This is a genomic window from Streptomyces chryseus, from assembly GCF_014650755.1.
GTDB classification, from domain to species: domain Bacteria; phylum Actinomycetota; class Actinomycetes; order Streptomycetales; family Streptomycetaceae; genus Streptomyces; species Streptomyces chryseus.
This window is the reverse complement of sequence record NZ_BMVO01000007.1, coordinates 195284-217757: the sequence shown is the minus strand read 5'-3', so window position 1 is coordinate 217757 and position 22474 is coordinate 195284. Positions and strand designations below refer to the sequence as shown.

Below are 22474 nucleotides of genomic sequence, written 5' to 3'. Positions count from 1 at the left end.
CAGCAGCATGGCACACAACGGGCATGCCACATAAGAAGAATCTTGCATTCCGTTTGTGGCGGCGGCGTGCGGCTCAGGCGTCGTTGCCGCGCGAAACAATCACCTGCTAGCTTCCCCGGCGGGGAGAGAAATAACAGAACACCGAGGAAGACCCAGGGGGGTAATTCGTGGTCTCCGCCGTCCTTTTATTGGACTCGCTCATACTCATGGCCACCGCCGGCGTCACGCTCTGGTGGATGGTCCATGCCTGGCGCACACCGGAAACGCTGGAAGCGACCGCCTTCGCCGAACCCGACGGGCACCACGGCGTGTCCTTCTCGCTGCTGGTCCCTGCCCGGCACGAGGAGGCGGTGCTCCGGCACACCGTCGAGAACATGCTGAAGATCGACCATCCCGCCTTCGAGATCGTGCTGATCGTCGGCCACGACGATCCCGGCACCGCCGCGATCGCACACCAACTGGCCGCCGAGCACCCGCACATGGTGCAGACCGTCGTCGACCAGCACGAGGCCAAGAACAAACCGCGCGCCCTCAACACCGCGCTGCCGTACGCCAAGGGCGACGTCGTCGGCGTCTTCGACGCGGAGGACATCGTCCACCCCGAGCTGCTCAGCCACGTCGACTTCGCCTTCCGCCGCGACGACGCGGACGTGGTGCAGGGCGGCGTACAGCTCGTCAACTACGACACCAGCTGGTACAGCCTGCGCAACTGCCTGGAGTACTTCTTCTGGTTCCGCAGCCGGCTGCACCTGCACGCCCGCAAGGGCTTCATCCCGCTCGGCGGCAACACCGTCTTCGTCCGGGCAGCGCTGCTGCGCGAGACCGGCGGCTGGGACGGCGACTGCCTCGCCGAGGACTGCGACCTGGGCGTACGGCTGTCCTCACGCGGCGCCAAGGTCGTCGTCGCGTACCACGCCGCGCTCGTCACCCGCGAGGAGACACCCGACACGCTGCTCGCGCTCTACAAACAGCGCACCCGCTGGAACCAGGGCTTCCTGCAAGTCCTGCGCAAGGGCGAATGGCGCGGGCTCCCGGGCTGGCGCCAGCGCCTCCTCGCCCGCTACACCCTCTCCACGCCCTTCCTCCAGGCCGCCACCGGCATCATGATCCCGCTGGGCCTGCTGCTGGCCTGGGTCGGCGGCGTGTCCCTGCCGATCGCGCTCGTCGCCTGGCTCCCGATGGTCCCGATGGCCGCGATGATGGTCTTCGAGGCCGTCGCCCTGCACGACTTCGGCCGCGAGTACGGCTTCCGGATCGGTCCGTGGCAGTACGTACGGCTCACGATCGGAGGCCCGGTGTACGCCGTCGTACTCGCCGCCGCAGCGCTGCGCGCCGTCTGGCGCGAGTACACGGGGCGCAGGGACTGGGAACTCACCTCCCACATCGGCGCCCACCTGGAGCCCCAGCGGGAGGCACGGTGACGGCTGACCCGCTGGACCTGCCCTTCGACCTGCAGGTCGACGCGCCCCTCGACACCTCTCACGGCGGATCTCCCGACGGGCCGCTCGAACCCCTCGACGTCTCCGTCGTGGTCCCCACCTACAACGAGGCCGGCAACATCCGCGAGCTGCTGCGACGGCTCGGAGCGGCCGTGGCCTCGGCCGGCCTCACCGCGGAAGTGATCTTCGCCGACGACTCCACCGACCACACCTGCCAGGTCATCGCCGACGCCGCGTCCTCGACCCCGCTCCCCGTCGTCCTGCACCACAGGGCGACACCGGCCGGCGGCCTCGGCGGCGCGGTCATCGAGGGCATCGCCCGCTCCAGCGCGCCCTGGATCGTCGTCATCGACGCCGACCTCCAGCACCCGCCGGAACTCCTGCCCGAGCTGCTGGCGCGCGGCAGATCGACCGGCGCCGAGCTGGTCGTCGCGAGCCGGTACGCGGCGGGCGGCGACCGGTCGGGGCTCGCGGGCGGCTACCGCAAGCTGGTGTCCGGCCTGTCGACCGGCGTCACGAAGGCCGTCTTCCCGCGCGCGCTGCGCGGCCTCACCGACCCCATGAGCGGATTCTTCGCGATCCGACGCCGGGCGGTGGACCGGGCAGCCACCGGCGAGGACGGCCTCCAGCCGCTCGGCTACAAGATCCTGCTCGAACTGGCGGTACGGTGCCGGCCGAGCGGCATCGCCGAAGTGCCGTACGCCTTCGCGGAGCGGCACGCCGGCGCGTCGAAGTCGACCGTACGGGAGGGCCTGCGCTTCCTGCGGCACCTGGTCACCCTGCGCACGGCCGACCCCCGGGCGCGGGTCGCTGCCTTCGGCCTCATCGGCCTGTCCGGGTTCGTGCCGAACCTGGCACTGCTGTGGCTGCTCAACGGGCCGGGCGGCATGCACTACGCCCCCGCCGAGATCATCGCCAACCAGGCAGGGCTCCTCTGGAACTTCCTCCTGGTCGACTCGCTCCTGTACCGCCTGCGACGGGGCCACCACCGCAGATCCCTACGGCTGCTCACCTTCGCGGCGGTGGGCAACGCGGACCTCGTCGCGCGTCTGCCCCTGGCGGCGCTGTTCATGGCCTGGGGCGGCCTGGCCGCCGTCCCCGCGACGGCGGTCAGCATGGTGGTGGTCTTCGCGGGCCGCTTCCTGCTGGTCGACCGGTGGCTGTACCGCCGCCGACGCGCCGAACGGACCCCGGCCGAACCGGTCCGGCTCGAAGCGCCGCTCCCCGACCCGACACCGTGAGGTGAGGCGGGGCGGGGCGGGGCGGGGGATGCCTTCCCCCTGCCCGCCCCTTCCCACGTCTGCCCGCCCCACTAGACGGCGGCCTCGCCCAGCCGCTCCCGCAGCACCCCCGGGTCCGACGTCGGCGCATCGCACACGAAGTGCCGGCACACATACGCCCCCGCCCCCCGCTCGGCCAGCAGCGGGAACTCGTCGCTGCCCACCTCGCCCACCGCGACCACCGCCCCCGGCGCCCCGCTCAGCAACGCCACCCGGTGCAGTTCCCGCGTCAGCGGATCGCCGCCCGCGCCCACCACCGCGACCTCGCGCGGCCCGTCCAGCACCGCCTCGGCCACCGCGAGACCCCACCCGATGAACCGCGGCGCACGAGGCCCGAGCGTCTTCACCACACCCAACGCCCGCTCCGCCGCGCTCCGATGCGCCTCGGAACCCGTGTGCGCGGCGTACGACAGCAGCGCACCCGCCGCGGCCGTCCACCCCGAGGGCGTCGCGTTGTCCGTGGGGTCCTGCGGCCGCCGGATCAGCTTCTCCGCGTCGTGGGCCGTGTCGTACAGCGTCCCGTCCTCACCCACGAACTGGTCGAGGACGATGTCGAGCAGGAACCCGGAGAACTCCAGCCAGACGCCCTCCCCCGACACCGCCGCCAGCGCCAGGAAGCCCTCCGCCACGTCGGCGTAGTCCTCCAGCACACCCGCGTTCGCACCCACCTGCCCGTCCTTCGACGTACGGGCCAGCCGCGCCCCGTCGTCCATGTGCACCCGCACCAGCAGATCGGCGGCCTCGGTCGCCCGCTCGACGAGGTCCGGCCGGTCGAAGTACGCCCCGGTCTCCGCCAGCGCGGCGATCGCCAGCCCGTTCCAGGCAGCCACGATCTTGTCGTCCCGGCCGGGCCGCTCCCGCCCGTCGCGCGCCGCGAGCAGCCGCGCCCGGACATCCGCCACCCGCGCCGCGTCCGCCACACCCTCCCCCGCGGGAAGCTGCAGTACGGACGCCCCCTCCTCGAACGTCCCCTCCTCCGTCACCCCGAACAGCCGGACGGCGAACTGCGCGTCCTGCTCCCCGAGCACCTCACGAAGCTGCTCCGGCGTCCATACGTAGTACGCGCCCTCGACGTGCCTGCCCGTGCCGTCGTCACTGTCCGCATCCAGCGCGGACGCGAATCCGCCTTCGTGCGTACGGAGTTCGCTCACCATGAAGTCCGCGGTCTCCAGCGCCACCCGGCGCGCGAGCTCCGATCCGGTGGCCCGCCACAGATGGGCGTACACCCGGCACAGCAGCGCGTTGTCGTACAGCATCTTCTCGAAGTGCGGCACGACCCATTCACGGTCCACCGAATACCGCGCGAAGCCACCGGCGAGCTGGTCGTAGATGCCCCCGCGCGCCATCGCCTCACCGGTGTCGGCGGCCATCTGCAGGGCGCCCTCGGACCCCGTGCGCGCGTAATGCCGCAGCAGGAACTCCAGCACCATGGACGGCGGGAACTTCGGCGCCCCGCCGAATCCGGCGCGCGTGGCGTCGTAGTCCCGCGTCAGCGCGAGCAGCGCCTGCGCGAGCTCCTCCTCCCCCGGCACCTCGGGCGCCCCGTACGCGAGCGAGCGCCCGCTCAGATCCCGGACGATCTTCCCGGCGACCTCGGCGACCTCGTCCCGCCGCCCGGTCCACGCGTTGCTGACCCCCTCCAGCACCTGCCGGAAGGACGGCATGCCGTGCCGGGGCTCGGGCGGGAAGTACGTGCCGAAGTAGAAGGGCGCGGCGTCGGCGGTCAGGAACACGGTCATGGGCCAGCCGCCCTGCCCCGTGGCGGCCTGCACGGCCTCCATGTAGACGGCGTCCACATCCGGCCGCTCCTCGCGGTCGACCTTGACGTTGACGAAGTGCTCGTTGAGGTACGCGGCCGTCGGCTCGTCCTCGAAGGACTCGTGAGCCATGACATGGCACCAGTGGCAGCTGCTGTAGCCGACGCTGAGCAGCACCGGCACGCCGCGCCTGCGCGCCTCCTCGAACGCGCCGGCCGACCAGGGCCACCAGTCGACGGGGTTGTCGGCGTGCTGGAGGAGGTAGGGGGACGTCTCATGGGCCAGTCGGTTCGGCATACCTCCATCCTGCACGACCCCTCCCCGATCGCCTGGCTCTCTCGCGCTGACGCGCGTCAAGCAGGACACTTGTCCCGCAATCATTGCTCTCGGAGGGGGACGCACATGCGGGACAGCCACCGGGCGGAAGCCGAGCGGCTGTTGGTACGGGCCGTCGAGGAGCAGGCGCGGCGGTCGGGTGGGCGGGTCGATGCCAACGCGCTGCTCGTGCGCGGGCGGGCGGCGCTGGATGCCATGGCGCGGAGCGCGGGCGAGGAGTACACGGCGTACGTCAGGGCGCTGGACGAGGCGCAGGCCGGGCAGCTGTCGCTGGCGGAACGGTTCAGCAGTGCCGGTCTGGCAACTCCGGGGCTGGTGGTGGCCGTTGCCTCCGTCGCCGCGTTCGGCGCCGACCTGGCTCTCGGTACGGGTCCCGGCACGGCGCTCGCCGCCGGGGCCGTCGTCGCCGTGGCCGGCGCCGCCGCGACCGTCGGCCGGGTCACCGCCTCGCACTGGCCCGCCGCCCACCGCCGGGCGGGTGCGCTGGCGCAGCCCGGTGGGCCGGAGCAGCTGCGGTTGGAGTGGCTGACGGCGCTGGAGGTGCGGGGGATACGGCCGTTCCTGGACCAGCAGCATGTCCTGCTGGCCGCGACCCGGGGTGCCTCGGCGAAGAAGACCGCCGTCGTGGGGCAGCTGCGCGGGGCCGACCGCAGCCAGGCGGCGCGCAGGCGGTCCGTACTGGAGCAGTCCTTCGGGCATCTGCCGGAGCCCGAGGGTCCGTTCGCGGGGCGGCGGGCCGCGATGGGGCAGATCGCGCAGTGGGTGCACGCGGCGCGGGCGAGCACCGAGACGCGGCCGACGGTGGTGGTGCTGCACGGAGCGCCGGGTTCCGGGCGTACGGCGCTGGCGGTGCGGGCGGCGCACCACCTGCGGGACCAGTTCCGGGGGGCGTGCGTGGTGGATCTGCGCGGGGACACGGCGGGTGAGGCGCCGCTGTCGACGCGGGAGGCGCTGCTGCACCTCCTCAACCGGCTCGGCGCTCCGCGTGAGCAGTTGCTCTTCCGTGAGCGGTCCTCGCAGGAGCAGCAGTTGCGCAGGCTGACGGAGCTGTACCACCAGCACCTGACGGGTCTGCCGGTGACGGTGGTGCTGGACGACGCCTGTGACGCGGCGCAGGTGCGCACGCTCGTACCGGAGCGCTCGGACAGCCTGGTGCTCGTGACGGCCCGCGAGCCGCTCGATCTGCCCGCCGACATTCCGGCGTGGGTGCACCAGCTGCCGGTGGAGGCGCTGGACGCGGTGGGCGCGGAGGAGCTGCTGCGGGAGGTGGCGGAGGAGAAGGAGGGGCCGTACGACGCGGAGGCGGCCGAGCGGATCACCGGGCTGTGCGGGGGGCTGCCGCTGGCGTTGCGGGTCGCGGGGTCCTCGCTGGGCGCGCGTTCGCCGCGGACACTGGCGGCGGATCTGGAGGCGTACGGTCCGGTCGATCCGGTGGAGCGGGCGCTGTGGCTGCGCTACACCGACCAGCCGGACGCGGCCCGCCGGCTGCTGCGCCGGCTCGCGCTGGCCGGGCGCGCGAGCCTGGGGGCCGCCGCGGCGGCGGCGCTGCTGGCGACCGACGAGCACGAGGCGCAGCGGCTGCTGTCGGCGTTGTCACGGGCGGGGCTGATCGACCATGTGCGCGGCAGCCGCTACCGGCTGCACGACCTCGTGCGGGCCTTCGCGCAGGCGCGGCTGCTCGACGAGGAGGAGCCGGCGGACCGGTCGGCGGCGCAGGAGCGGCTGATCCGCAACTACGGCGAGCTGGCGGATTCGGTGATCCGTCTGGTCGACGGCAAGACGTCGACGCGGGCGGATCATTTCGGGGCGCACGGTTTCACGTCCCTCGACGCCGCCCTGCGCTGGCTGGACGACGAGTCGAGCTTCATCACGGCGGCGCTGCGCCAGGCGGAGGGGGTCGACCAGCAGGCGGTGCTGAATCTGCTGGGCGCGCTGTGCGACTACTGCCTGCTGCGGGGCGACCTCTACCGCCTGGGCGAGATCAGCGAGCTGACGCAGGCCGTGGACCAGGGTCTGCTGGTGCGGTCGGTGCAGTGGCGTACGGGTATCGCGGCGCGCCAGCTCGGTGAGCTGGACAAGGCCCGTACGACGCTGTCGTCGGTCGTCGACCTGTACTTCGAGGCGCAGCACGAGGCGGGCGCCGCGCGGGCCCTGTGTTCGCTGGGCATCACGTTGCACCATCAGGGGAATCTGGCCCAGGCGGCGGACAAGCTGGGCGAGGCGCTCGCGCTGCAGGCGTCGCCGGAGCTGGACGCCGACCGGGCGTGGACGCTGCACGCGCTGGCGGCGGTGGAGCGCGACCGGGCGAATCTCACGGAGGCGGTCGCTCACCTGGACACGGCGCTGGTCCTCCACCGGGCGAGCGAGAGCCTGCACGGGCAGGCGTGGGCGCACTTCCAGCTGGGGCAGGTCTTCCTGCGCAGGGGGGACGTGCCCCGGGCCCAGGAGCAGTTGCGCGACGCGCTGGAGCTGTACGGGCGTACCCGTGACGGCCGGGGCGAGGCGTGGGCGCTGACGCAGCTGGCTCGCGCGCGGCTGGTGGACGGCGACCCGTCGGCGGCCGTCGAGGAGCTGCGGGAGGCGCTGTCCCGGCACCGGGAGGCGGAGGACGCGCGGGGCGAGGCGTGGACGCTGTACTACCTAGGGCAGGCGTTGGAGGAGCGCGGGGACGCCGACCAGGCGGTGCGGGAGCTGGAGCGGGCGCGGGGGATGTTCTCGCGGATGCGGGACGTGTACGGGCTGGCCTGTGCGCGCCATCACTCGGGTCGCGTCACGCGCGACCAGCGCGCGGCCCAGACGGGCAATCTGCGCAATTCCGGCTTCGCGCGTCAGCTCCTGGTGGACGCGCGCGCCGACTTCCACCGGATCGGGGTGGCGCACGGCGAGGCGTGGACGTGCCTGGAGCTGGCGATCGTGGACGCGGGGAACAACCGGCCGGCGCAGGCGCTGGAGCTGTGCGACGAGGCGGCGCGGCTCTTCACCTCGTACGACGACCGCCGCGGCGCGGACTGGGCGCGCTTCCTGCGCTGCACGCTACTGCCGTTCGGTTCGCCGGGGGGCTCGGAGATCGGCACGGCGGTGGCGCAGGAGGAGCTTTCCCAGCTGCTCCGGGCGACGCATCCGACGCGTGACGGCAAGCTGGAGGACTGTGCGGAGGCGTACGGCCTGGTCCTGGAGCGCGGTGTGGACCTGGCGGAGGGCTGGCAGGCGTGGCGGCTCGGCATGGTGCCGAACCGGCATGCGCGGGAGGTGATGGGCGTACCGGTGGGGCCGGCGCGGGGGTGAGCGGGTACGGGTGAGGTGCGGCGCGGGGTGCCTGCGGCGGCTTCCCCTGCCCGCCCCCAGCGGGGGCTCCGCCCCGGACCCCGCTCCTGGGACACCGCAGGGGCTGGAGTCGCCGCAGCGCGGCAGATCCAGCCCCGCGGGGCCCGCCCCCGGCGCTACGCGTCCTTGGGACGGTCCCCCGCGGGGTCCGCCGACGAGGGGGCCGGCGCCGAGGCGGAAGCGGAGGCCGAGGCGGTGGCCTTCTGGCCCGCCGCCGGGTCCGGCGCCTCCTCGAAGTTGACCCGCCCCATGTGCCGGTTCATCGACTTCATCAGCAGCCACACGCCGACGGCCAGCGCCGCGAAGACCAGGAACCCGAGGACACCCGGGGTCACCTTGTTCTTGTCGAACTTGTCCGCGGCGAGCGGGACGAACTGCGTCATTGCCAGGGTTACGTTCACATCAGGCATTGTCGCGGATGCCTGCGAACAGGTCGCTCTCGGGGAGGGAGGTATCGACGAGCGACTTGGCCAGCTCGTACTCCTCGGTCGGCCAGACCTCCTGCTGGATCTCCATCGGCACACGGAACCAGCCGCCGTCGGGGTCGATCTGCGTGGCGTGCGCGATGAGCGCCTTGTCGCGGATCTCGAAGAACTCGGCGCACGGGACGTACGTGGTCAGCGTCCGCTCCGCCCGCTGGAACTCCTTCCAGCGCTCCAGCCACTCGCCGTACGGCGACTCCAGCCCGCGCTCCAGGAGCGCCTCGTGGAGCGCGACGGTGCGCGGCCGGTTGAAGCCCTGGTTGTAGTAGAGCTTCCGCGGCTGGTAGGCCGGGCCGAACTCCGCCTCCGGGAACTTCTCGGTGTCCGCCGCGCCCTCGAACGCCACCATCGTGCTCTTGTGGGTCATGATGTGGTCGGGGTGCGGGTAGCCGCCGTTCTCGTCGTACGTCGTGATGACCTGCGGCCGGAACGTGCGGATGGACCGCACCAGCCGGCCCGCCGCCACGTCGACGTCCTCCAGCGCGAAGCAGCCCTGCGGCAGCGGCGGCAGCGGGTCGCCCTCGGGGAGGCCCGAGTCGACGAAGCCGAGCCATTCCTGGCGGATGCCGAGGATCTCGCGGGCCTCGTCCATCTCCTTCTTGCGGACCTCGTGGATGTGCTCCTCGATGTACTTGTCGCCCTGGAGCTTCGGATTGAGGATGGAGCCACGCTCGCCCCCCGTGCAGGTCACGACCAGCACGTCCACCCCCTCGGACACATACTTGGCCATGGTCGCCGCACCCTTGCTCGACTCGTCGTCGGGGTGGGCGTGAACGGCCATCAGTCGCAGCTGCTCAGTCAAGACTCGATCCTCAGTGATTCGGCGCAATAAGCGGCTTCTATAGTGACCGAATCGGGGGACGGAAAATTCCGGAGTTCCGGATCCAGGAGGAACGATCATGAACGCGGTGCGCCAGGACCTTCCCGAGGGCCGCTACGGCCGGTCGGCGGACGAGCGCGCGGACCGCAAGCTCAAGATCGTGGGCGCCGTGCTGGGCGCCGCGCTCCTGGCGATGACCGCCTGGTTCGGTTACGACTACATCACCGGCCAGAGGATCAGCGCCGAGCTGATCAAGCTCGACACCGTCTCGGACTCCGAGGTGAAGGTGCACCTGGAGGTGCGCAAGGACCCGGAGGCGACCGGCACCTGCACGCTCCGCTCGCTCGCGGAGGACGGCGGCGAAGTGGGCCGCAAGGACGTCCGCGTCGACGCTCCCGGCAAGGACCGCGTCGACGAGATCTACACGGTCCGTACGACGGCCAGGGCGACCAGCACCGAGCTGACAGGCTGCACCGCGGAAGCCGGTTCTACCCGCTGACCTGCGGTGTTACCGCTTCGAGCGTTTTCCTCCTCCCCCTTTTCCGCCTGAATTGTTAGGCTCGTGGTTTCGCCCGCCCCTGGAGGCACATCCTTCTGGGTAGGGCGATGCTTGCTTTGTATTCCAAGTACCGACGAGGAGCACCTGTGACCCAGACCAGCGAGAGCGTCACCTGGCTGACCCAGGAGGCGTACGACCAGCTCAAGGCAGAGCTGGAGTACCTGTCGGGTCCCGCACGCACGGAGATCGCCGGCAAGATCGCGGCTGCCCGCGAGGAGGGGGACCTGCGGGAGAACGGCGGGTACCACGCGGCCAAGGAGGAGCAGGGCAAGCAGGAGCTCCGTGTGCGCCAGCTGACCCAGCTCCTGGAGAACGCGAAGGTCGGCGAGGCTCCCACCACCAGTGGTGTGGTGGCCCCCGGCACGGTCGTCACGATCGCCTTCGACGGCGACGAGGACGACACGATGACGTTCCTGCTCGCCTCCCGCGAGTACGCGAGCTCCGACGTCGAGACCTACTCGCCGCAGTCGCCCCTGGGCACCGGCGTGATGGGCAAGAAGGTCGGCGAGGACGCGCAGTACGAGCTGCCGAACGGCAACAAGGCGTCGGTGAAGATCCTCGAAGCCAAGCCGTACCAGGGCTGAGCAGGACAGCGACGAAGCCCCCGGCCGGGATGTCCCGGCCGGGGGCTTCGTCCGTGCGTACGGTCAGACCGACGCCGAGCGGTACTTGCGCACGGCGAGGGTGCGGAAGACCACCAGGATCAGCACCGACCACAGCACCGAGGCGAGGATCGGGTTCTGCATGGGCCAGGCGTCGGAGGTCTGGAAGCCGGGCGGAAGATTGCCGAACAGCTCGCGGCAGGCCTGCACGGTGGCGCTGAACGGGTTCCACTCGGCGATGTGCCGGAGGAACGTCGGCATCTGGTTGGCGTCGACGAAGGCGTTCGAGATGAAGGTGAGCGGGAACAGCCAGATCAGTCCGCCGGACGTCGCCGCCTCCGGTGTGCGGACGGAGAGGCCGATCAGGGCGCCGATCCAGGAGAAGGCGTAGCCGAGCAGGAGCAGCAGCAGGAAGCCGAGCAGGACCTTGGCCATGTTCTCGTGGACGCGCCAGCCGACGATGACGGCGACGATCGCGAGGACGACCAGGGTGAGCGCGGTCTGCACGAGGTCGGCGAGGGTACGGCCGGTGAGGACGGCCCCGCGGGCCATGGGCAGCGATCGGAAGCGGTCGATGAGGCCCTTGTGCATGTCGTCGGCGATGCCCGCGCCCGCGCCGGCGGTCGCGAAGGTGACGGTCTGGGCGAAGATGCCGGCCATCAGGAACTCGCGGTAGGCCGAGGCGGAGGTGGACCCGCCGACCTGGATGGAACCGCCGAACACGTAGGTGAACAGCACGACGAACATCACCGGCTGGATCAGTCCGAAGATGACCATCTCCGGGATCCGGGCCATCCGGATCAGATTCCGCTTGGCGATGACCAGCGAGTCGGAGACCGACTGGGAGATGCCCCCGCGCGGCTGAGGGGCGCGGGTACCTGGTGCGGTGTCCGTTACGGCGCTCACTTGGCGGCCTCCGCTTCTTCCTCGGCGGCTTCGGCCGCGTGGCCGGTCAGGGAGATGAAGACGTCGTCGAGGGTGGGGCGGCGCAGACCGATGTCGTCGATCTCGACGCCGCGGATGTCCAGTTCGCGGATGACTTCGGCGAGGAGCTTGGCGCCGCCGGCGACGGGGACGGTGATCTTGCGGGTGTGCAGTTCGGTCTTGCTCGCCCCCTTGCCGAAGGCGCGCAGTACCTCGTCGGCGGTGGTGAGGTGCTCGGGGTCGTGCACGACGACCTCGATGCGCTCGCCGCCGGTGCGGGCCTTGAGCTGGTCGGAGGTGCCGCGGGCGATGACGCGGCCGTGGTCGATGACGCAGATGTCGTGAGCCAGATGGTCGGCCTCTTCGAGGTACTGGGTGGTGAGCAGGAGCGTCGTACCGCCCGCGACCAGTTCCTGGATGACCTCCCACAGCTGCTGCCGGTTGCGGGGGTCGAGCCCGGTGGTCGGCTCGTCCATGAACATCACGGGCGGGCTGACGACCAGCGCGGCGGCGAGGTCGAGGCGCCGCCGCATGCCTCCGGAGTACGTCTTGGCCGTGCGGTCGGCGGCTTCGGCGAGGTTGAAGCGCTCCAGGAGCTCCTCCGCGCGGGCCTTCGACGCCTTCGCGGACATCTGGTAGAGCCTGCCGACCATCTGCAGGTTCTCGCGCCCGGTGAGGTACTCGTCGACGGCGGCGAACTGGCCGGACAGGCCGATGGACCGGCGCACCTCGTTGGGGTGCTTGAGGACGTCGATGCCGGCGACGACCGCCTTGCCGCTGTCGGGCTGGAGCAGTGTGGTCAGGACCCGCACCGCGGTGGTCTTGCCGGCCCCGTTCGGGCCGAGGAGGCCGAGGACCGTGCCTTCCGGCACATCGAGATCGACCCCGTCGAGGGCCTTTACGTCGCCGAAGGTCTTCACCAGACCTTCGGCATGGATGGCTCCTTGCATAAGTGGTCCCCCGTTGTGGGTGATTCCTACGCGAATTTTAGGTTTGCCGGACTTGCCCTGCTCGGCGAAGCCGTATCGCGAGGCTCACCACCGTAAAGCGATCGATCGGGTGGCGTCATCCCTTTAAGTCATCACGGTGTAGCCCGCCTCCCGCAGCACCGACCGGACCTCCGCGCAGTGCTCCGGACCCTTCGTCTCCAGGTGCAGCTCCACCTCGACCTCCGTGAGCCCGAGCCGCGGATCGGTCCGTACGTGACCCACGTCGAGGACGTTGGCGTCGACCACCGACAGCTCCGCCAGCATCGCCGCCAGAGCGCCCGGACGGTCCGTCAGGCGCAGCCGCAGGGACAGATAGCGGCCCGCCGCCGCCATGCCGTGCCGCAGGATGCGCTGCATCAGCAGCGGGTCGACGTTGCCGCCCGACAGCACCGCCACCATCGGCCCCTCGAACGACTCCGGCTTGCTCAGCAGCGCCGCGACCGGGCTTGCCCCGGCCGGCTCGACGACCATCTTGGCCCGCTCCAGGCAGAGCAGCAGCGCACTCGACAACTCGTCCTCGGTGACCGTCACGACCCCGTCGAGCAGCTGGTTGATCACCGCGAACGGCACGTCGCCGGGCCGCCCCACCTTGATGCCGTCCGCCATCGTCTGCGCCGTGTCGATCGACACCGGCCGCCCGGCCGCCAGCGACGGCGGGTAGCAGGCCGCGTTCGCCGCCTGTACGCCGATGATCCGCACGTCGGGGCGCAGCGCCTTGACCGCGATCGCGATACCGGCGGCCAGCCCGCCACCGCCCACCCCGACCACGATCGTCCGCACCTCCGGGCACTGCTCCAGGATCTCCAGCCCCAGCGTCCCCTGGCCCGCGACGATGTCGGGGTGGTCGAAGGGATGGATGAAGGCCGCGCCCGTCGTGTCGGCGTACTCCTGCGCGGCGGCCAGCGTCTCGTCGACGACCTGACCGTGCAGGCGCACCTCGGCGCCGTACTCCCGGGTCGCCGCGACCTTCGGCAGGGGTGCCCCGAGCGGCATGAAGACCGTGGACCGTACGCCGAGGAGGGTCGAGGCCAGGGCGACGCCCTGCGCGTGGTTGCCCGCGCTGGCGGCGACGACGCCGGCCGCGCGCTGCTCGGGGGAGAGCCCGGCGATCCGCACGTACGCGCCCCGCAGCTTGAACGAACCGGTCCGCTGAAGGTTCTCGCACTTGAGGTGGACCGGGGCCCCGACCAGGTGCGACAGGTGCCGGCTGCCCTCCATCGCCGTGCACCTCGCGACCCCGGAGAGCATCTTCTGCGCCCCGCGTATGTCGTCGAGCATGAGGTTGCGGAAAGGATCGGCCGTACGGAAGCTCATGACCGCAAGTCTGGCAGCTCGCCGGCCGGGCGCCTGCCGGGCGCCGGGGGCTTCGCACCGTTTCTCGCAGCGCCGGTACGCACCCGCTGCCACCCGCGTACTCTGTCCCCCACCACACCGACCACCGCACGAAGAGAGCCCCCAGCCATGCCCACTTCCCAGGACATGACGACTGATCCGGACACCGGCCTCCTCGATGCCCTCCAGCACCAGGTGGCCGTCTTCGCCCGCCGCGCCGAGCAGACGAGGCTCGGCGGAGTGGGTCAGGTCCGCAACTCCATGGACCGCGCGGCCTACCTGCTGCTCAACCGGCTCGACCAGGAAGGCCCGATGGGCGTCAAGGCGCTGGCCGCGGGCATGGGGATCGACTCGTCGACCGTGACCCGGCAGGTCGCGCCGCTCGTCGACACGGGTCTCGTCAAGCGCACGTCGCACCCCGAGGACGGCCGCGCGGTCGTGCTCCAGCTGTCGCCGCGCGGGCAGGCGCGGCTCGACGAGGTGCGCTCCTCTCGGCGCGAGCTGATGGCCCAGGTGACGGACGGCTGGACCGAGGAGGAGCGCGACGCGTTCTGCACGCTCCTCACGCGCTTCAACTCCGCGCTGTCGGCCCGCCAGGGCGCGGCCGGCGTCGAGGCGGGTGCCGAGGCCGCGCCCACCGGCGCAGAGGTGCCTCCGACCTCTTGACCCCGGGCCCGTTCCTGCCCTGATATGAGGGCGTGCGAGAGCGGCAGGCGATTCGGCATCGCCGCAGGGCCCGCGAGTTCGAGGCGTTCGTCGCGGGCGCGGCAGGAAGACTGCTGCATGCCACGACACTGCTGACGGCGGAGCCGGCCGACGACAACCCGCGCGCGGCGCCTGCTCACCGCCGCGCTGGCCCGTACGTACGCGGACTGGGACCGGCTGCGCGGCGAGGACCCGTACGACCGCACCCGCCAGGAGCTCGCCGCCCGTTTCGCGCGCGGCGCGTGGCACTACCGGCAGCACGGCGGCGGGGTGCTGGAGCGGCTGACACCCCAGGAGCGGCTGGTGCTGGTCCTGCGGCTGTACGAAGGCGTCGCCGAGGAGCAGACGGCCGCGCTGCTCGGGCTCCCGGCGGAGCGGGTGCGGGCGATCTGTACGCGGGCGACGGCCACGATGCGCAGCGGACCGCGTGCCCCGGCCGGGCCGGTGCGCACGGTGGCCACGCCGTGAGCGACCGCAAGCAGGACGAGGTCCGCCGGATGCTGGAGACCGCGCACCCCCCGGTCCCGGCCGACCTGGGGACGCGCGCCGCCGAGCGCGGCGCCCGCCTGCTGCGCCGCCGGCGGCTGGCGCGACGGCTGCTGTGGCTGCTGCTGGCCCTCGCGGCGGTGACGTTCGCGGTGTGGGCGGTGCTGGAGCAGCCGTGGGTGGTACCGCCGTCGGAGATCGCCCCGCCCCTGGAGGGGTGGTGAGCCGGTGCCGGAGGGGCCGGCGGTCCGCCCCTCCGGCGCGCGCCCGGCGGGTCAGCCCAGCATCTGCTTGAGGTCGGCCAGCAGGTCGTCGCCCGACTCGATGCCGACCGACAGCCGCACCAGGTCGCCCGGGACCTCCAGCGCCGAACCCACCACCGACGCGTGCGTCATCCGGCCCGGGTGCTCGATCAGGGACTCGACGCCGCCCAGCGACTCACCGAGCGTGAAGAGCCTGGCACGGTTGCAGACCTCGACCGCCGCCTCCTCGCCGCCCTCGACGCGGAACGACACCATCCCGCCGAACGCCTTCATCTGCTTGGCGGCCACCTCGTGCCCCGGGTGCTCCGGCAGCCCCGGGTAGAGGACCTCGGTGACGCGCGGGTGGCCCGTCAGCATCTCCGCGACCCGCGTCGCGTTCTCGCTGTGGCGGTCCATCCGCACGGCGAGCGTCTTGATGCCCCGCAGCACCAGCCACGCGTCGAAGGGCCCGGCGACCGCGCCCATCGCGTTCTGGTGGTAGGCCAGCTCCTCGCCGAGCGCCGTGTCGTTGACGATCAGCGCGCCGCCGACGACGTCCGAGTGGCCGCCCATGTACTTCGTGGTCGAGTGCACGACGACGTCCGCGCCGAGCGCCAGCGGCTGCTGGAGGTAGGGGCTCGCGAAGGTGTTGTCGACGACCAGGCGGACGCCGGCCGCGCGCGCGACGCCCGCGAGCGCCTGGATGTCACTGATGCCCAGGAGCGGGTTCGAGGGGGTCTCGACCCAGATCGCCTTGGTCCTGGGGGTCAGGGCCGCCCGTACCGCCGCCGGGTCGGAGGTGTCGGCGACCGAGAACTCGACGCCCCACCGCGAGACGACCTTGGCGAACAGGCGGAAGGTGCCGCCGTACGCGTCGTTCGGGATGACCACGTGGTCGCCCGGGCTCAGCAGGGTCCGCAGCAGGCAGTCCTCCGCCGCCAGGCCCGACGCGAAGGCCAGCCCGAGGCTGCCGCCCTCCAGCGCCGCCAGGTTCTCCTCCAGGGCCGTGCGGGTCGGGTTGGCGCTGCGGCTGTACTCGTAGCCGCCGCGCAGCCCGCCGACGCCGTCCTGCTTGTACGTGGAGACCTGGTAGATCGGCGGTACGACCGCGCCCGTGAGGGGGTCCGCGGTGTTTCCGGCGTGGATCGCGATGGTCTCGAAGCTGTGGTGGTCACTCATGAGGCACGAGCGTAGTTCGTCCGCACCTCCGCCCACCGCCGTCCCCGCGCGGTCCGGGACAATGGAGCCATGGAGATTCTCTGGTTCCTGATCGCTCTGTGCATGCTGGCGGCGGTCATCGGCCCTGTCGTCCTGCGCAGGCGCGGCGGCGGCATCCGCCTGGTCGCGCCCGGCTCCCCCGACGCCGCCGACCCGGCCGACTACGGTTTCGTACGCCAGGAACTGCTCGACGTGCGGATGCCGGGCCCGGACCAGGACCTGGAAGACGTCCTGGAAGTCGTGCAGCGCTCGCAGGACTGGCGGGCCGCCGCACAGCTCCTCGCGGGCACGCCCAAGGAGGGCGAGGTGCGCTGGCAGCGTGTGCAGGCGTTCGCCGGGGCGGCCTCGCTGGAGCTGGCCCAGCACCCGGGCGAGGGCGGGCGCTGGCTGCGGGCGTGGCGGGCCGAGTCGCCGAAGGACGCGGGCGGCGCGCAGGTGCACGCCGAGTTCCTGGTGCAGCAGGCGTGGCGTACGTCGACGCCCGGTACGAACGACTTCCGGATCATCCTGGAGGAGGCCCGCACGGTGTGCGGCGAGGCGGCGCTGCTGGCGCCGGGCGACCCGGTCCCGTACATCACCGAGCTGACCGTGGCGCGCGGACTCGCCTACCCCGAGCCGGAGTTCGACCAGCTGTGGGCGAAGATCCTGGACCGCGCACCGGCCCACATGGGCGCGCACCTCGCCGCGCTCAGCTACCGCAGCGAGAAGTGGCACGGTTCCCGGAACGCCGCCGACACCTTCGCGACCGCTGCCGCCGCCCGCGCCCCGCAGGGCTCACTGCTCGCGGCGCTGCCCCTGTTCGCCGTGTACGAGCACCTGCCCGAGGTCAACCTCGTCAACGGTTTCTACCAGAGCGCGGTGGTGACGAGGGCCATGGAGGGCGCGCTCTACGCGGTGCACGCCGCCCGCCCCGACGACCCGATGCTGGCGCACGTACGTCACCTGCTGGTCCTCTTCCTGGTACGCGCCGAACGCTGGGCGGAGGCGATGAACCAGCTGCGGCACGTGGACGGCCACGTCGGCGCGCTGCCCTGGACGCACAGCCCGGACCCGGCGGCGGACTACGCCGTGTACCGCGCGCTGGCGGTCGCCGGCTACGAGGCGAACGGCGGCAGCCCGGCGACCCTGCCGGGCTGACCCGCCCGCGCGGAATTCCAGGCGGCACCCGAACGTTCTCCCGGTGCCGCCCCCCGCGAAGGAGACCGAGTGATGATGTTCGGCCGTACCCCCCAGCTCCCCACCCCGGAGCAGGCCCTGAAGGGCCGCCCGACCCCCGAGTTCGACGTCCCGTCCCGGCACACGGTCCTCGGCAACCCGCTCGTGGGGCCGTACCCCGACGGCCTGGAGACTGCCGACTTCGGCATGGGCTGTTTCTGGGGCGCGGAGCGCAAGTTCTGGCAGACGGACGGCGTCTGGACGACGCTGGTCGGCTACCAGGGCGGCTACACCGAGAACCCGGCCTACGAGGAGGCGTGCTCGGGCCTCACGGGCCACACGGAGGCGGTCAGGGTGGTCTTCGACCCGTCGGCCGTCTCGTACGAGCAGCTCCTGAAGGTCTTCTGGGAGAACCACGACCCGACCCAGGGCTTCCGCCAGGGCAACGACGTGGGCACGCAGTACCGCTCGGCGATCTACACCCACTCCCCCGCCCAGGCGGCGGCCGCCGAGGCGTCGCGCGAGGCGTACCAGAAGGTCCTCACGTACTCCGGCCACTCCACGATCACCACGGAGATCCTCCCGGCGGACACCCGCCCCTTCTGGCCGGCGGAGCCGTACCACCAGCAGTACCTCGACAAAAACCCGGCGGGTTACTGCGGCACCGGCGGCACGGGCGTCAGTTGCCCGATCGGTGTGGCGAAGACCAGCTGAGCAGCGAACCAAAGCGGACACTCAACGAATTTCACCGCCTCACCGACCGCACCCGTCACACCCGTAGCTTCCACTCACCATCTGCGGGTTCTGGACCACCACCGGCGCTCACGTGCGACGCGGTGGCGGGCGCCGCACCGAGCTTCGGGCCCGCCGCTGACCGATCGGTGTGATCCGACTGGTAGACAGCAACCATGACTTACTACGCAGATCTGACGCCGTACACCTACGACACGGACAACAGGACTCCCAGCAGAGCTCCCACCGCCCCCCAAGCGCTGCCGCACGTGAACGTCGGCTGGCTGGGGCGGGTCCGGCCGTACGCCAAGGGCGACGCACCCGCCGGTCTGGTGGAAGCGCTCAGGGGCATGCAGCAGACCCACCGTGCCCAGCAGACCCGTGGCTACCACTTCTGCCCCTGGTGTGCCGCGCGGTCGCTCGGCCTGCTCGGCGCCCGTGACACCTGTCCGCGCGGCAGCGCCGAGATACGCGTCCTCGGGGACGGCGTCGTCTACGCCGCACCCGAGCTGATCACCCACTACGTCGAGGCCCACGCCTACGCGCCGCCCGCCGCGTTCGTACGAGCGGTCCTGGCGTCCGCGAACTGACCTGCCTCTGCCCCGCGTTATTCGGTGGCGGCCGTCGGAGGCCGGCGCGACGATCGGACCATGCGCCGCACCTTTCTGGAGACCGACCGACTCGTACTCCGCCCCTTCGCCGAGGCCGGGCCGGACACCGATGCCGACCACCGCGCCGACCGCACCCACCTCACCGACACCGACCACCCCACCGACGTCGACCGTCTCGTCGACCTCGACAGCGACCCCGAAGTCATGCGCTACCTCAACGGAGGCCGCCCCACCACCCGTGCCTTCGTGGTCGAGCGCGTACTCCCCCGGCTGACGCACGACTATCCGTGCATCGGGACCCGCGGTTTCTGGGCCGCCGAGGAAAAGGCGACGGGAGTGTTCCTCGGGTGGTTCGAATTCCGGCCGACGGCCGACGACAGCGCCGAGGTCGTCGAACTCGGTTACCGCCTCGGCCGCGCCGCCTGGGGACGCGGTTACGCGACCGAGGGAGCCCGCGCCCTGATCGACAAGGGCTTCACCGAGCTGGGCGTGCGGCGCGTCACCGCCGACACGATGTACGTCAACTCCCGTTCGCGGCGCGTGATGGAGAAGGCGGGCCTCCTCTTCGTACGCCGCTGGTACGGGGACTGGCCCGACAGCATCGAGGGCTCCGAACACGGCGAAGTCGAGTACGCCCTGGAGCGCGACCAGTGGGCGGCTCGCACCGGCGCCGCGGTCCACCCTGCCGACCGAGTCCGGTAATTCTCCCGCCCGTGTGCTTACCGTGACCGTGACCAGGGATGATTACGTCCCGTGTTCACGAACCTCATCTCCTTCGTCGGCCTCGCGGTTCTTGCCTGGGCTCTCGTCCATGTCACCCGCCTCGCCCTCCGCAACCAGAAGGCCAAACGTTTCGACGCGGCCGCCTACGGGCTCGTCCCCCGCGATCAGCTCGACGCCGGCCGCTCCGGTCCGCCCCGCGACGAACCCGCCCTCCGACTCGCCGTCGAGGCCGCCTGCGGCGGTGACTGGGAGCCCGCCGCCGGCCTGCTGGCCTCGGCCGCCGACGACGCGGACTGGGAGGCGCGCTGGCGGCTCGTCGGCGTCTTCGCGGACATCGCCGTGGAGGACGAGCGCTGGCTGCGGACCTGGCGCGCCCGGATGCCGCACGACGCCGACGCCGTTGTCGTGCACGCGCACGCCCTCCTCCTGCGCGCCTGGGCGGCGCGCGGTGTGAAGTACGCGCAGGAGACCTCCGACGGTCAGATGGAGACCTTCGCAGAGCTGCTGCCGACCGCGATGCACGCCGCCCGCGAGGCGGCCCGGCTGGCGCCGCGCGACCCCTCGCCGTGGATCACGATGGTCGCCGCCGCGCGTGGACTCGGTCTCTCCCACGACGAGTTCAACGGCCTGTGGGCCGAGGTGACGGCTCGCGCGCCGCACCACTACGACGCCCACTGGCAGGCTCTCCAGTACTGGTGCCAGAAGTGGTACGGCTCCCACAAGCTCATGTTCAAGTTCGCCAAGGAGGCGGCCGTGTCGGCGCCGGCCGGTTCCCTGCTCTCCGGCATCTACCTGGACGCCGTGCACGAGGCCGTGCTCCAGGACGGCGACGAGGCGTACCGCACCTGGGCCACCAAGCCGATGATCGCCCGCGTCCAGGCCGACCTCGCGCAGGCGGACCCCGACGATCACCGGCTGCCGCCCATACGGCACCTGCTCGCCGCGACGCTGGTGAAGTGCGGGCGTTACGCCGAGGCCCTCGCCCAGTTCCGGCTGATCGGCGGGTGGTGCGGAGCGGCCCCGTGGACCTCGGCGAACGACACGGTGGTGGCCTTCGACCACGCCCGCGGCCTCGCGGCGCTGGGCTCCGGCCGCCCGTGACGAACCGGCTGCCCGCCGGGCGGGCCGGCACACGCGACGCGCGGGTCGGCACACGCGACGCGCGGCGGTGGACGGACGCCACGGTGTACGCCACCGCGCGTCAGGCCGCCCGATGCCGCTGCCGCAGTCGCGCCGCCGTGTCCGCCGCGTCGTAGCCGGGGGCGACTCCCTCGACCAGGACGACCTCCCCTGCGACGTGCCGCGTGCGCAGCGGGAGGATCTCCTGGTAGGCCTCGGAGTCGTACCAGTCGCGCGCCTTCGCCATGTCGGGGAAGCCGATGACGACCAGGTTTCCGTGCCACTCGCCCTCCAGGGCCTCCACCCCCGTGCCGTGGACGAGGAACTGTCCCCCGAAGGGGGCGAGGGTGGCCTGGATCCGCTCCATGTACACGAAGATGTCCTCGTGCTGGGCGGCGGCGCGCAGGTGACCGACGGCGTAGGCGCTCATGGTGTTCCCTCCCGGGCGGTGTGACGGGCTGACGCGCCACATCGTTCCGGGAGGGACCACGGCCGTCGATTACCGCTCAGGTAATGCCGGGCACCGAGGACCGGGCGCCCGCTCCCTCAGATCGTCGCCGCGTCGATCACGAACCGGTACCGCACGTCGCTCGCCAGTACCCGCTCGTACGCCTCGTTGATCTGGTCCGCCCTGATCAGCTCGATCTCCGCGCCCAGCCCGTGCCGCGCGCAGAAGTCGAGCATCTCCTGCGTCTCGGCGATACCGCCGATCATGGAACCGGCCAGCGTCTTGTTGCCGCCGATCAGCGAGAACATGTTGAGGGAGTTCGGCTCCTCCGGAGCGCCCACGTTCACGAACGCTCCGCCCACCTTCAGCAGGCCGAGGTACGCGTCCATGTCGAGCGGCGCCGAGACCGTCGAGACGATCAGGTCGAAGGAGCCCGCCAGCTCCTCGAAGGTCTTCGGGTCGCTGGTCGCGTAGAAGTGGTCCGCGCCGAGCTTCAGCCCGTCCTGCTGCTTGCGGAGGGTCTGGCTCAGTACGGTCACCTCGGCGCCCAGCGCGTCCGCGATCTTGACGCCCATGTGTCCGAGGCCGCCCAGGCCGAGGATCGCGACCTTCTTGCCGGGGCCCGCCTGCCAGTGGTTGAGCGGCGAGTAGAGGGTGATGCCGGCGCACAGAAGCGGGGCGGCGACGTCCAGCGACAGGCCCTCGGGGATGCGCACGGCGTAGTTCTCGTCGACGACGAGGTGGGTGGAGTAGCCGCCGTAGGTCGGCTCGCCGTTCTTGTCGAGGGCGTTGTACGTACCGGTCATGCCCTTGGCGCAGTGCTGCTCCTGGCCCGCGAGGCAGGCCTCGCACGCGCGGCAGGAGTCGACGAAGCAGCCGACGCCGACGCGGTCACCGACGGCGTACTTGCTGACGCCCGCTCCGGCCTCGGTGACGATTCCGGCGATCTCGTGACCGGGCACCATCGGGTAGATGCCCTCGCCCCAGCCGTCACGGACCTGGTGGATGTCGGAGTGACAGATGCCCGCGTACTTGATCTCGATCAGCACGTCGTGTTCGCCGACCGGGCGGCGCGGGACGGAGATCTTCTCCAGCGGCGCCTTGGCGGAGGGGGCCGCGTAGGCGGAGACGGACGAGACGGAGGACACGGACGGGACAGAGGTAGAAGTGGTCATGTTCGAAAGCCTGCCT

The 22474-nt window shown here is 71.7% G+C and carries 21 protein-coding genes and 1 pseudogene; 13 read left to right on the top strand and 9 right to left on the bottom strand.

The genetic code is table 11. The features are described 5' to 3' along the window. The first annotated feature begins 206 nt into the window (after nucleotides 1–206). Nucleotides 207–1421 (top strand): glycosyltransferase, encoded by a 1215-nt coding sequence (locus IE185_RS14560; protein WP_138897779.1) that lies wholly within the window; start codon nucleotides 207–209, stop codon nucleotides 1419–1421. Continuing rightward, nucleotides 1418–2680 (top strand): glycosyltransferase, encoded by a 1263-nt coding sequence (locus IE185_RS14555; protein ID WP_229843496.1) that lies wholly within the window; start codon nucleotides 1418–1420, stop codon nucleotides 2678–2680. Before IE185_RS14560 ends, IE185_RS14555 begins: the two co-directional genes overlap by 4 nt. A 71-nt stretch (nucleotides 2681–2751) precedes the next feature. On the opposite strand, the gene IE185_RS14550 is transcribed toward IE185_RS14555, so the two are convergent. Next, the gene (locus tag IE185_RS14550; RefSeq protein WP_189715282.1) at nucleotides 2752–4773 is read right to left on the bottom strand and encodes a thioredoxin domain-containing protein; all 2022 of its coding nucleotides are present in this window, start codon (nucleotides 4771–4773) and stop codon (nucleotides 2752–2754) included. A gap of 105 nt (nucleotides 4774–4878) precedes the next feature. Between IE185_RS14550 and IE185_RS14545 the strand changes: the two genes are divergently transcribed. After that, nucleotides 4879–8097, top strand: a complete 3219-nt coding sequence (locus IE185_RS14545; protein WP_189715276.1) for a tetratricopeptide repeat protein — start codon at nucleotides 4879–4881, stop codon at nucleotides 8095–8097. A gap of 155 nt (nucleotides 8098–8252) precedes the next feature. Here the strand turns inward: IE185_RS14545 and IE185_RS14540 are convergent, their stop codons facing one another. Together IE185_RS14540 and mca are read right to left on the bottom strand one after the other, a co-directional pair. Continuing rightward, the gene (locus IE185_RS14540; protein WP_229843495.1) at nucleotides 8253–8546 is read right to left on the bottom strand and encodes a hypothetical protein; all 294 of its coding nucleotides are present in this window, start codon (nucleotides 8544–8546) and stop codon (nucleotides 8253–8255) included. Beyond that, nucleotides 8539–9420 (bottom strand): mycothiol conjugate amidase Mca, encoded by an 882-nt coding sequence (gene mca / locus IE185_RS14535; protein ID WP_138896948.1) that lies wholly within the window; start codon nucleotides 9418–9420, stop codon nucleotides 8539–8541. The genes IE185_RS14540 and mca overlap by 8 nt, the downstream gene beginning before the upstream one ends. Before the next feature lie 97 nt (nucleotides 9421–9517). Between mca and IE185_RS14530 the strand changes: the two genes are divergently transcribed. Continuing rightward, on the top strand, nucleotides 9518–9937 hold the full coding sequence (locus IE185_RS14530) for a DUF4307 domain-containing protein (RefSeq protein ID WP_138896949.1): 420 nt from the start codon (nucleotides 9518–9520) through the stop codon (nucleotides 9935–9937). Nucleotides 9938–10083: 146 nt separating this feature from the next. Then, nucleotides 10084–10581 (top strand): transcription elongation factor GreA, encoded by a 498-nt coding sequence (gene greA / locus IE185_RS14525; protein WP_138896950.1) that lies wholly within the window; start codon nucleotides 10084–10086, stop codon nucleotides 10579–10581. 63 nt (nucleotides 10582–10644) lie between these two features. On the opposite strand, the gene IE185_RS14520 is transcribed toward greA, so the two are convergent. From IE185_RS14520 to ilvA, 3 genes are all read right to left on the bottom strand, one after another. Further along, on the bottom strand, nucleotides 10645–11505 hold the full coding sequence (locus IE185_RS14520; RefSeq protein WP_138896951.1) for an ABC transporter permease: 861 nt from the start codon (nucleotides 11503–11505) through the stop codon (nucleotides 10645–10647). Then, nucleotides 11502–12473 carry an ATP-binding cassette domain-containing protein gene (locus IE185_RS14515; RefSeq protein WP_138896952.1) on the bottom strand — a complete coding sequence of 324 codons (972 nt, stop codon included), beginning with the start codon at nucleotides 12471–12473 and terminating at the stop codon, nucleotides 11502–11504. The genes IE185_RS14520 and IE185_RS14515 overlap by 4 nt, the downstream gene beginning before the upstream one ends. A 123-nt stretch (nucleotides 12474–12596) precedes the next feature. Next, nucleotides 12597–13826 (bottom strand): threonine ammonia-lyase, encoded by a 1230-nt coding sequence (gene ilvA / locus IE185_RS14510; protein WP_138896953.1) that lies wholly within the window; start codon nucleotides 13824–13826, stop codon nucleotides 12597–12599. A 147-nt stretch (nucleotides 13827–13973) separates the two neighbouring features. Between ilvA and IE185_RS14505 the strand changes: the two genes are divergently transcribed. From IE185_RS14505 to IE185_RS14495, 3 genes and pseudogenes are all read left to right on the top strand, one after another. Continuing rightward, a complete protein-coding gene (locus IE185_RS14505) occupies nucleotides 13974–14510 on the top strand; it encodes a MarR family winged helix-turn-helix transcriptional regulator (RefSeq protein ID WP_167519071.1) in 537 nt (178 codons plus the stop codon). Nucleotides 14511–14542: 32 nt separating this feature from the next. Continuing rightward, nucleotides 14543–15017, top strand: a pseudogene (locus tag IE185_RS14500) (sigma factor-like helix-turn-helix DNA-binding protein). A gap of 29 nt (nucleotides 15018–15046) precedes the next feature. Next, the gene (locus tag IE185_RS14495; RefSeq protein ID WP_138896957.1) at nucleotides 15047–15259 is read left to right on the top strand and encodes a hypothetical protein; all 213 of its coding nucleotides are present in this window, start codon (nucleotides 15047–15049) and stop codon (nucleotides 15257–15259) included. A 51-nt stretch (nucleotides 15260–15310) separates the two neighbouring features. On the opposite strand, the gene IE185_RS14490 is transcribed toward IE185_RS14495, so the two are convergent. Next, entirely contained in the window at nucleotides 15311–16456 is a 1146-nt protein-coding gene (locus IE185_RS14490) for a cystathionine gamma-synthase (RefSeq protein ID WP_138896954.1), read from the bottom strand. Between the two features lie 69 nt (nucleotides 16457–16525). Here IE185_RS14490 and IE185_RS14485 point away from each other — a divergent pair, with 69 nt between their 5' ends. The 5 genes from IE185_RS14485 to IE185_RS14465 all read left to right on the top strand — a co-directional run bounded on the left by IE185_RS14485 (nucleotide 16526) and on the right by IE185_RS14465 (nucleotide 20817). Continuing rightward, entirely contained in the window at nucleotides 16526–17632 is a 1107-nt protein-coding gene (locus IE185_RS14485; RefSeq protein WP_138908965.1) for a hypothetical protein, read from the top strand. 72 nt (nucleotides 17633–17704) lie between these two features. Beyond that, nucleotides 17705–18364 carry a peptide-methionine (S)-S-oxide reductase MsrA gene (gene msrA / locus IE185_RS14480; protein ID WP_373303723.1) on the top strand — a complete coding sequence of 220 codons (660 nt, stop codon included), beginning with the start codon at nucleotides 17705–17707 and terminating at the stop codon, nucleotides 18362–18364. A gap of 194 nt (nucleotides 18365–18558) precedes the next feature. Next, entirely contained in the window at nucleotides 18559–18972 is a 414-nt protein-coding gene (locus IE185_RS14475; RefSeq protein WP_138908409.1) for a DUF7919 family protein, read from the top strand. 60 nt (nucleotides 18973–19032) lie between these two features. Then, nucleotides 19033–19695 (top strand): GNAT family N-acetyltransferase, encoded by a 663-nt coding sequence (locus IE185_RS14470; protein WP_138895890.1) that lies wholly within the window; start codon nucleotides 19033–19035, stop codon nucleotides 19693–19695. A 51-nt stretch (nucleotides 19696–19746) separates the two neighbouring features. Next, nucleotides 19747–20817 carry a DUF4034 domain-containing protein gene (locus IE185_RS14465; RefSeq protein ID WP_138895889.1) on the top strand — a complete coding sequence of 357 codons (1071 nt, stop codon included), beginning with the start codon at nucleotides 19747–19749 and terminating at the stop codon, nucleotides 20815–20817. Nucleotides 20818–20917: 100 nt separating this feature from the next. Here IE185_RS14465 and IE185_RS14460 read toward each other — a convergent pair whose 3' ends face one another. Both IE185_RS14460 and IE185_RS14455 read right to left on the bottom strand, forming a co-directional pair. Next, nucleotides 20918–21265 carry a DUF1330 domain-containing protein gene (locus IE185_RS14460; RefSeq protein ID WP_138895888.1) on the bottom strand — a complete coding sequence of 116 codons (348 nt, stop codon included), beginning with the start codon at nucleotides 21263–21265 and terminating at the stop codon, nucleotides 20918–20920. A 116-nt stretch (nucleotides 21266–21381) separates the two neighbouring features. Then, a complete protein-coding gene (locus tag IE185_RS14455) occupies nucleotides 21382–22458 on the bottom strand; it encodes an NAD(P)-dependent alcohol dehydrogenase (protein WP_138895887.1) in 1077 nt (358 codons plus the stop codon). Nucleotides 22459–22474 lie beyond the last annotated feature (16 nt).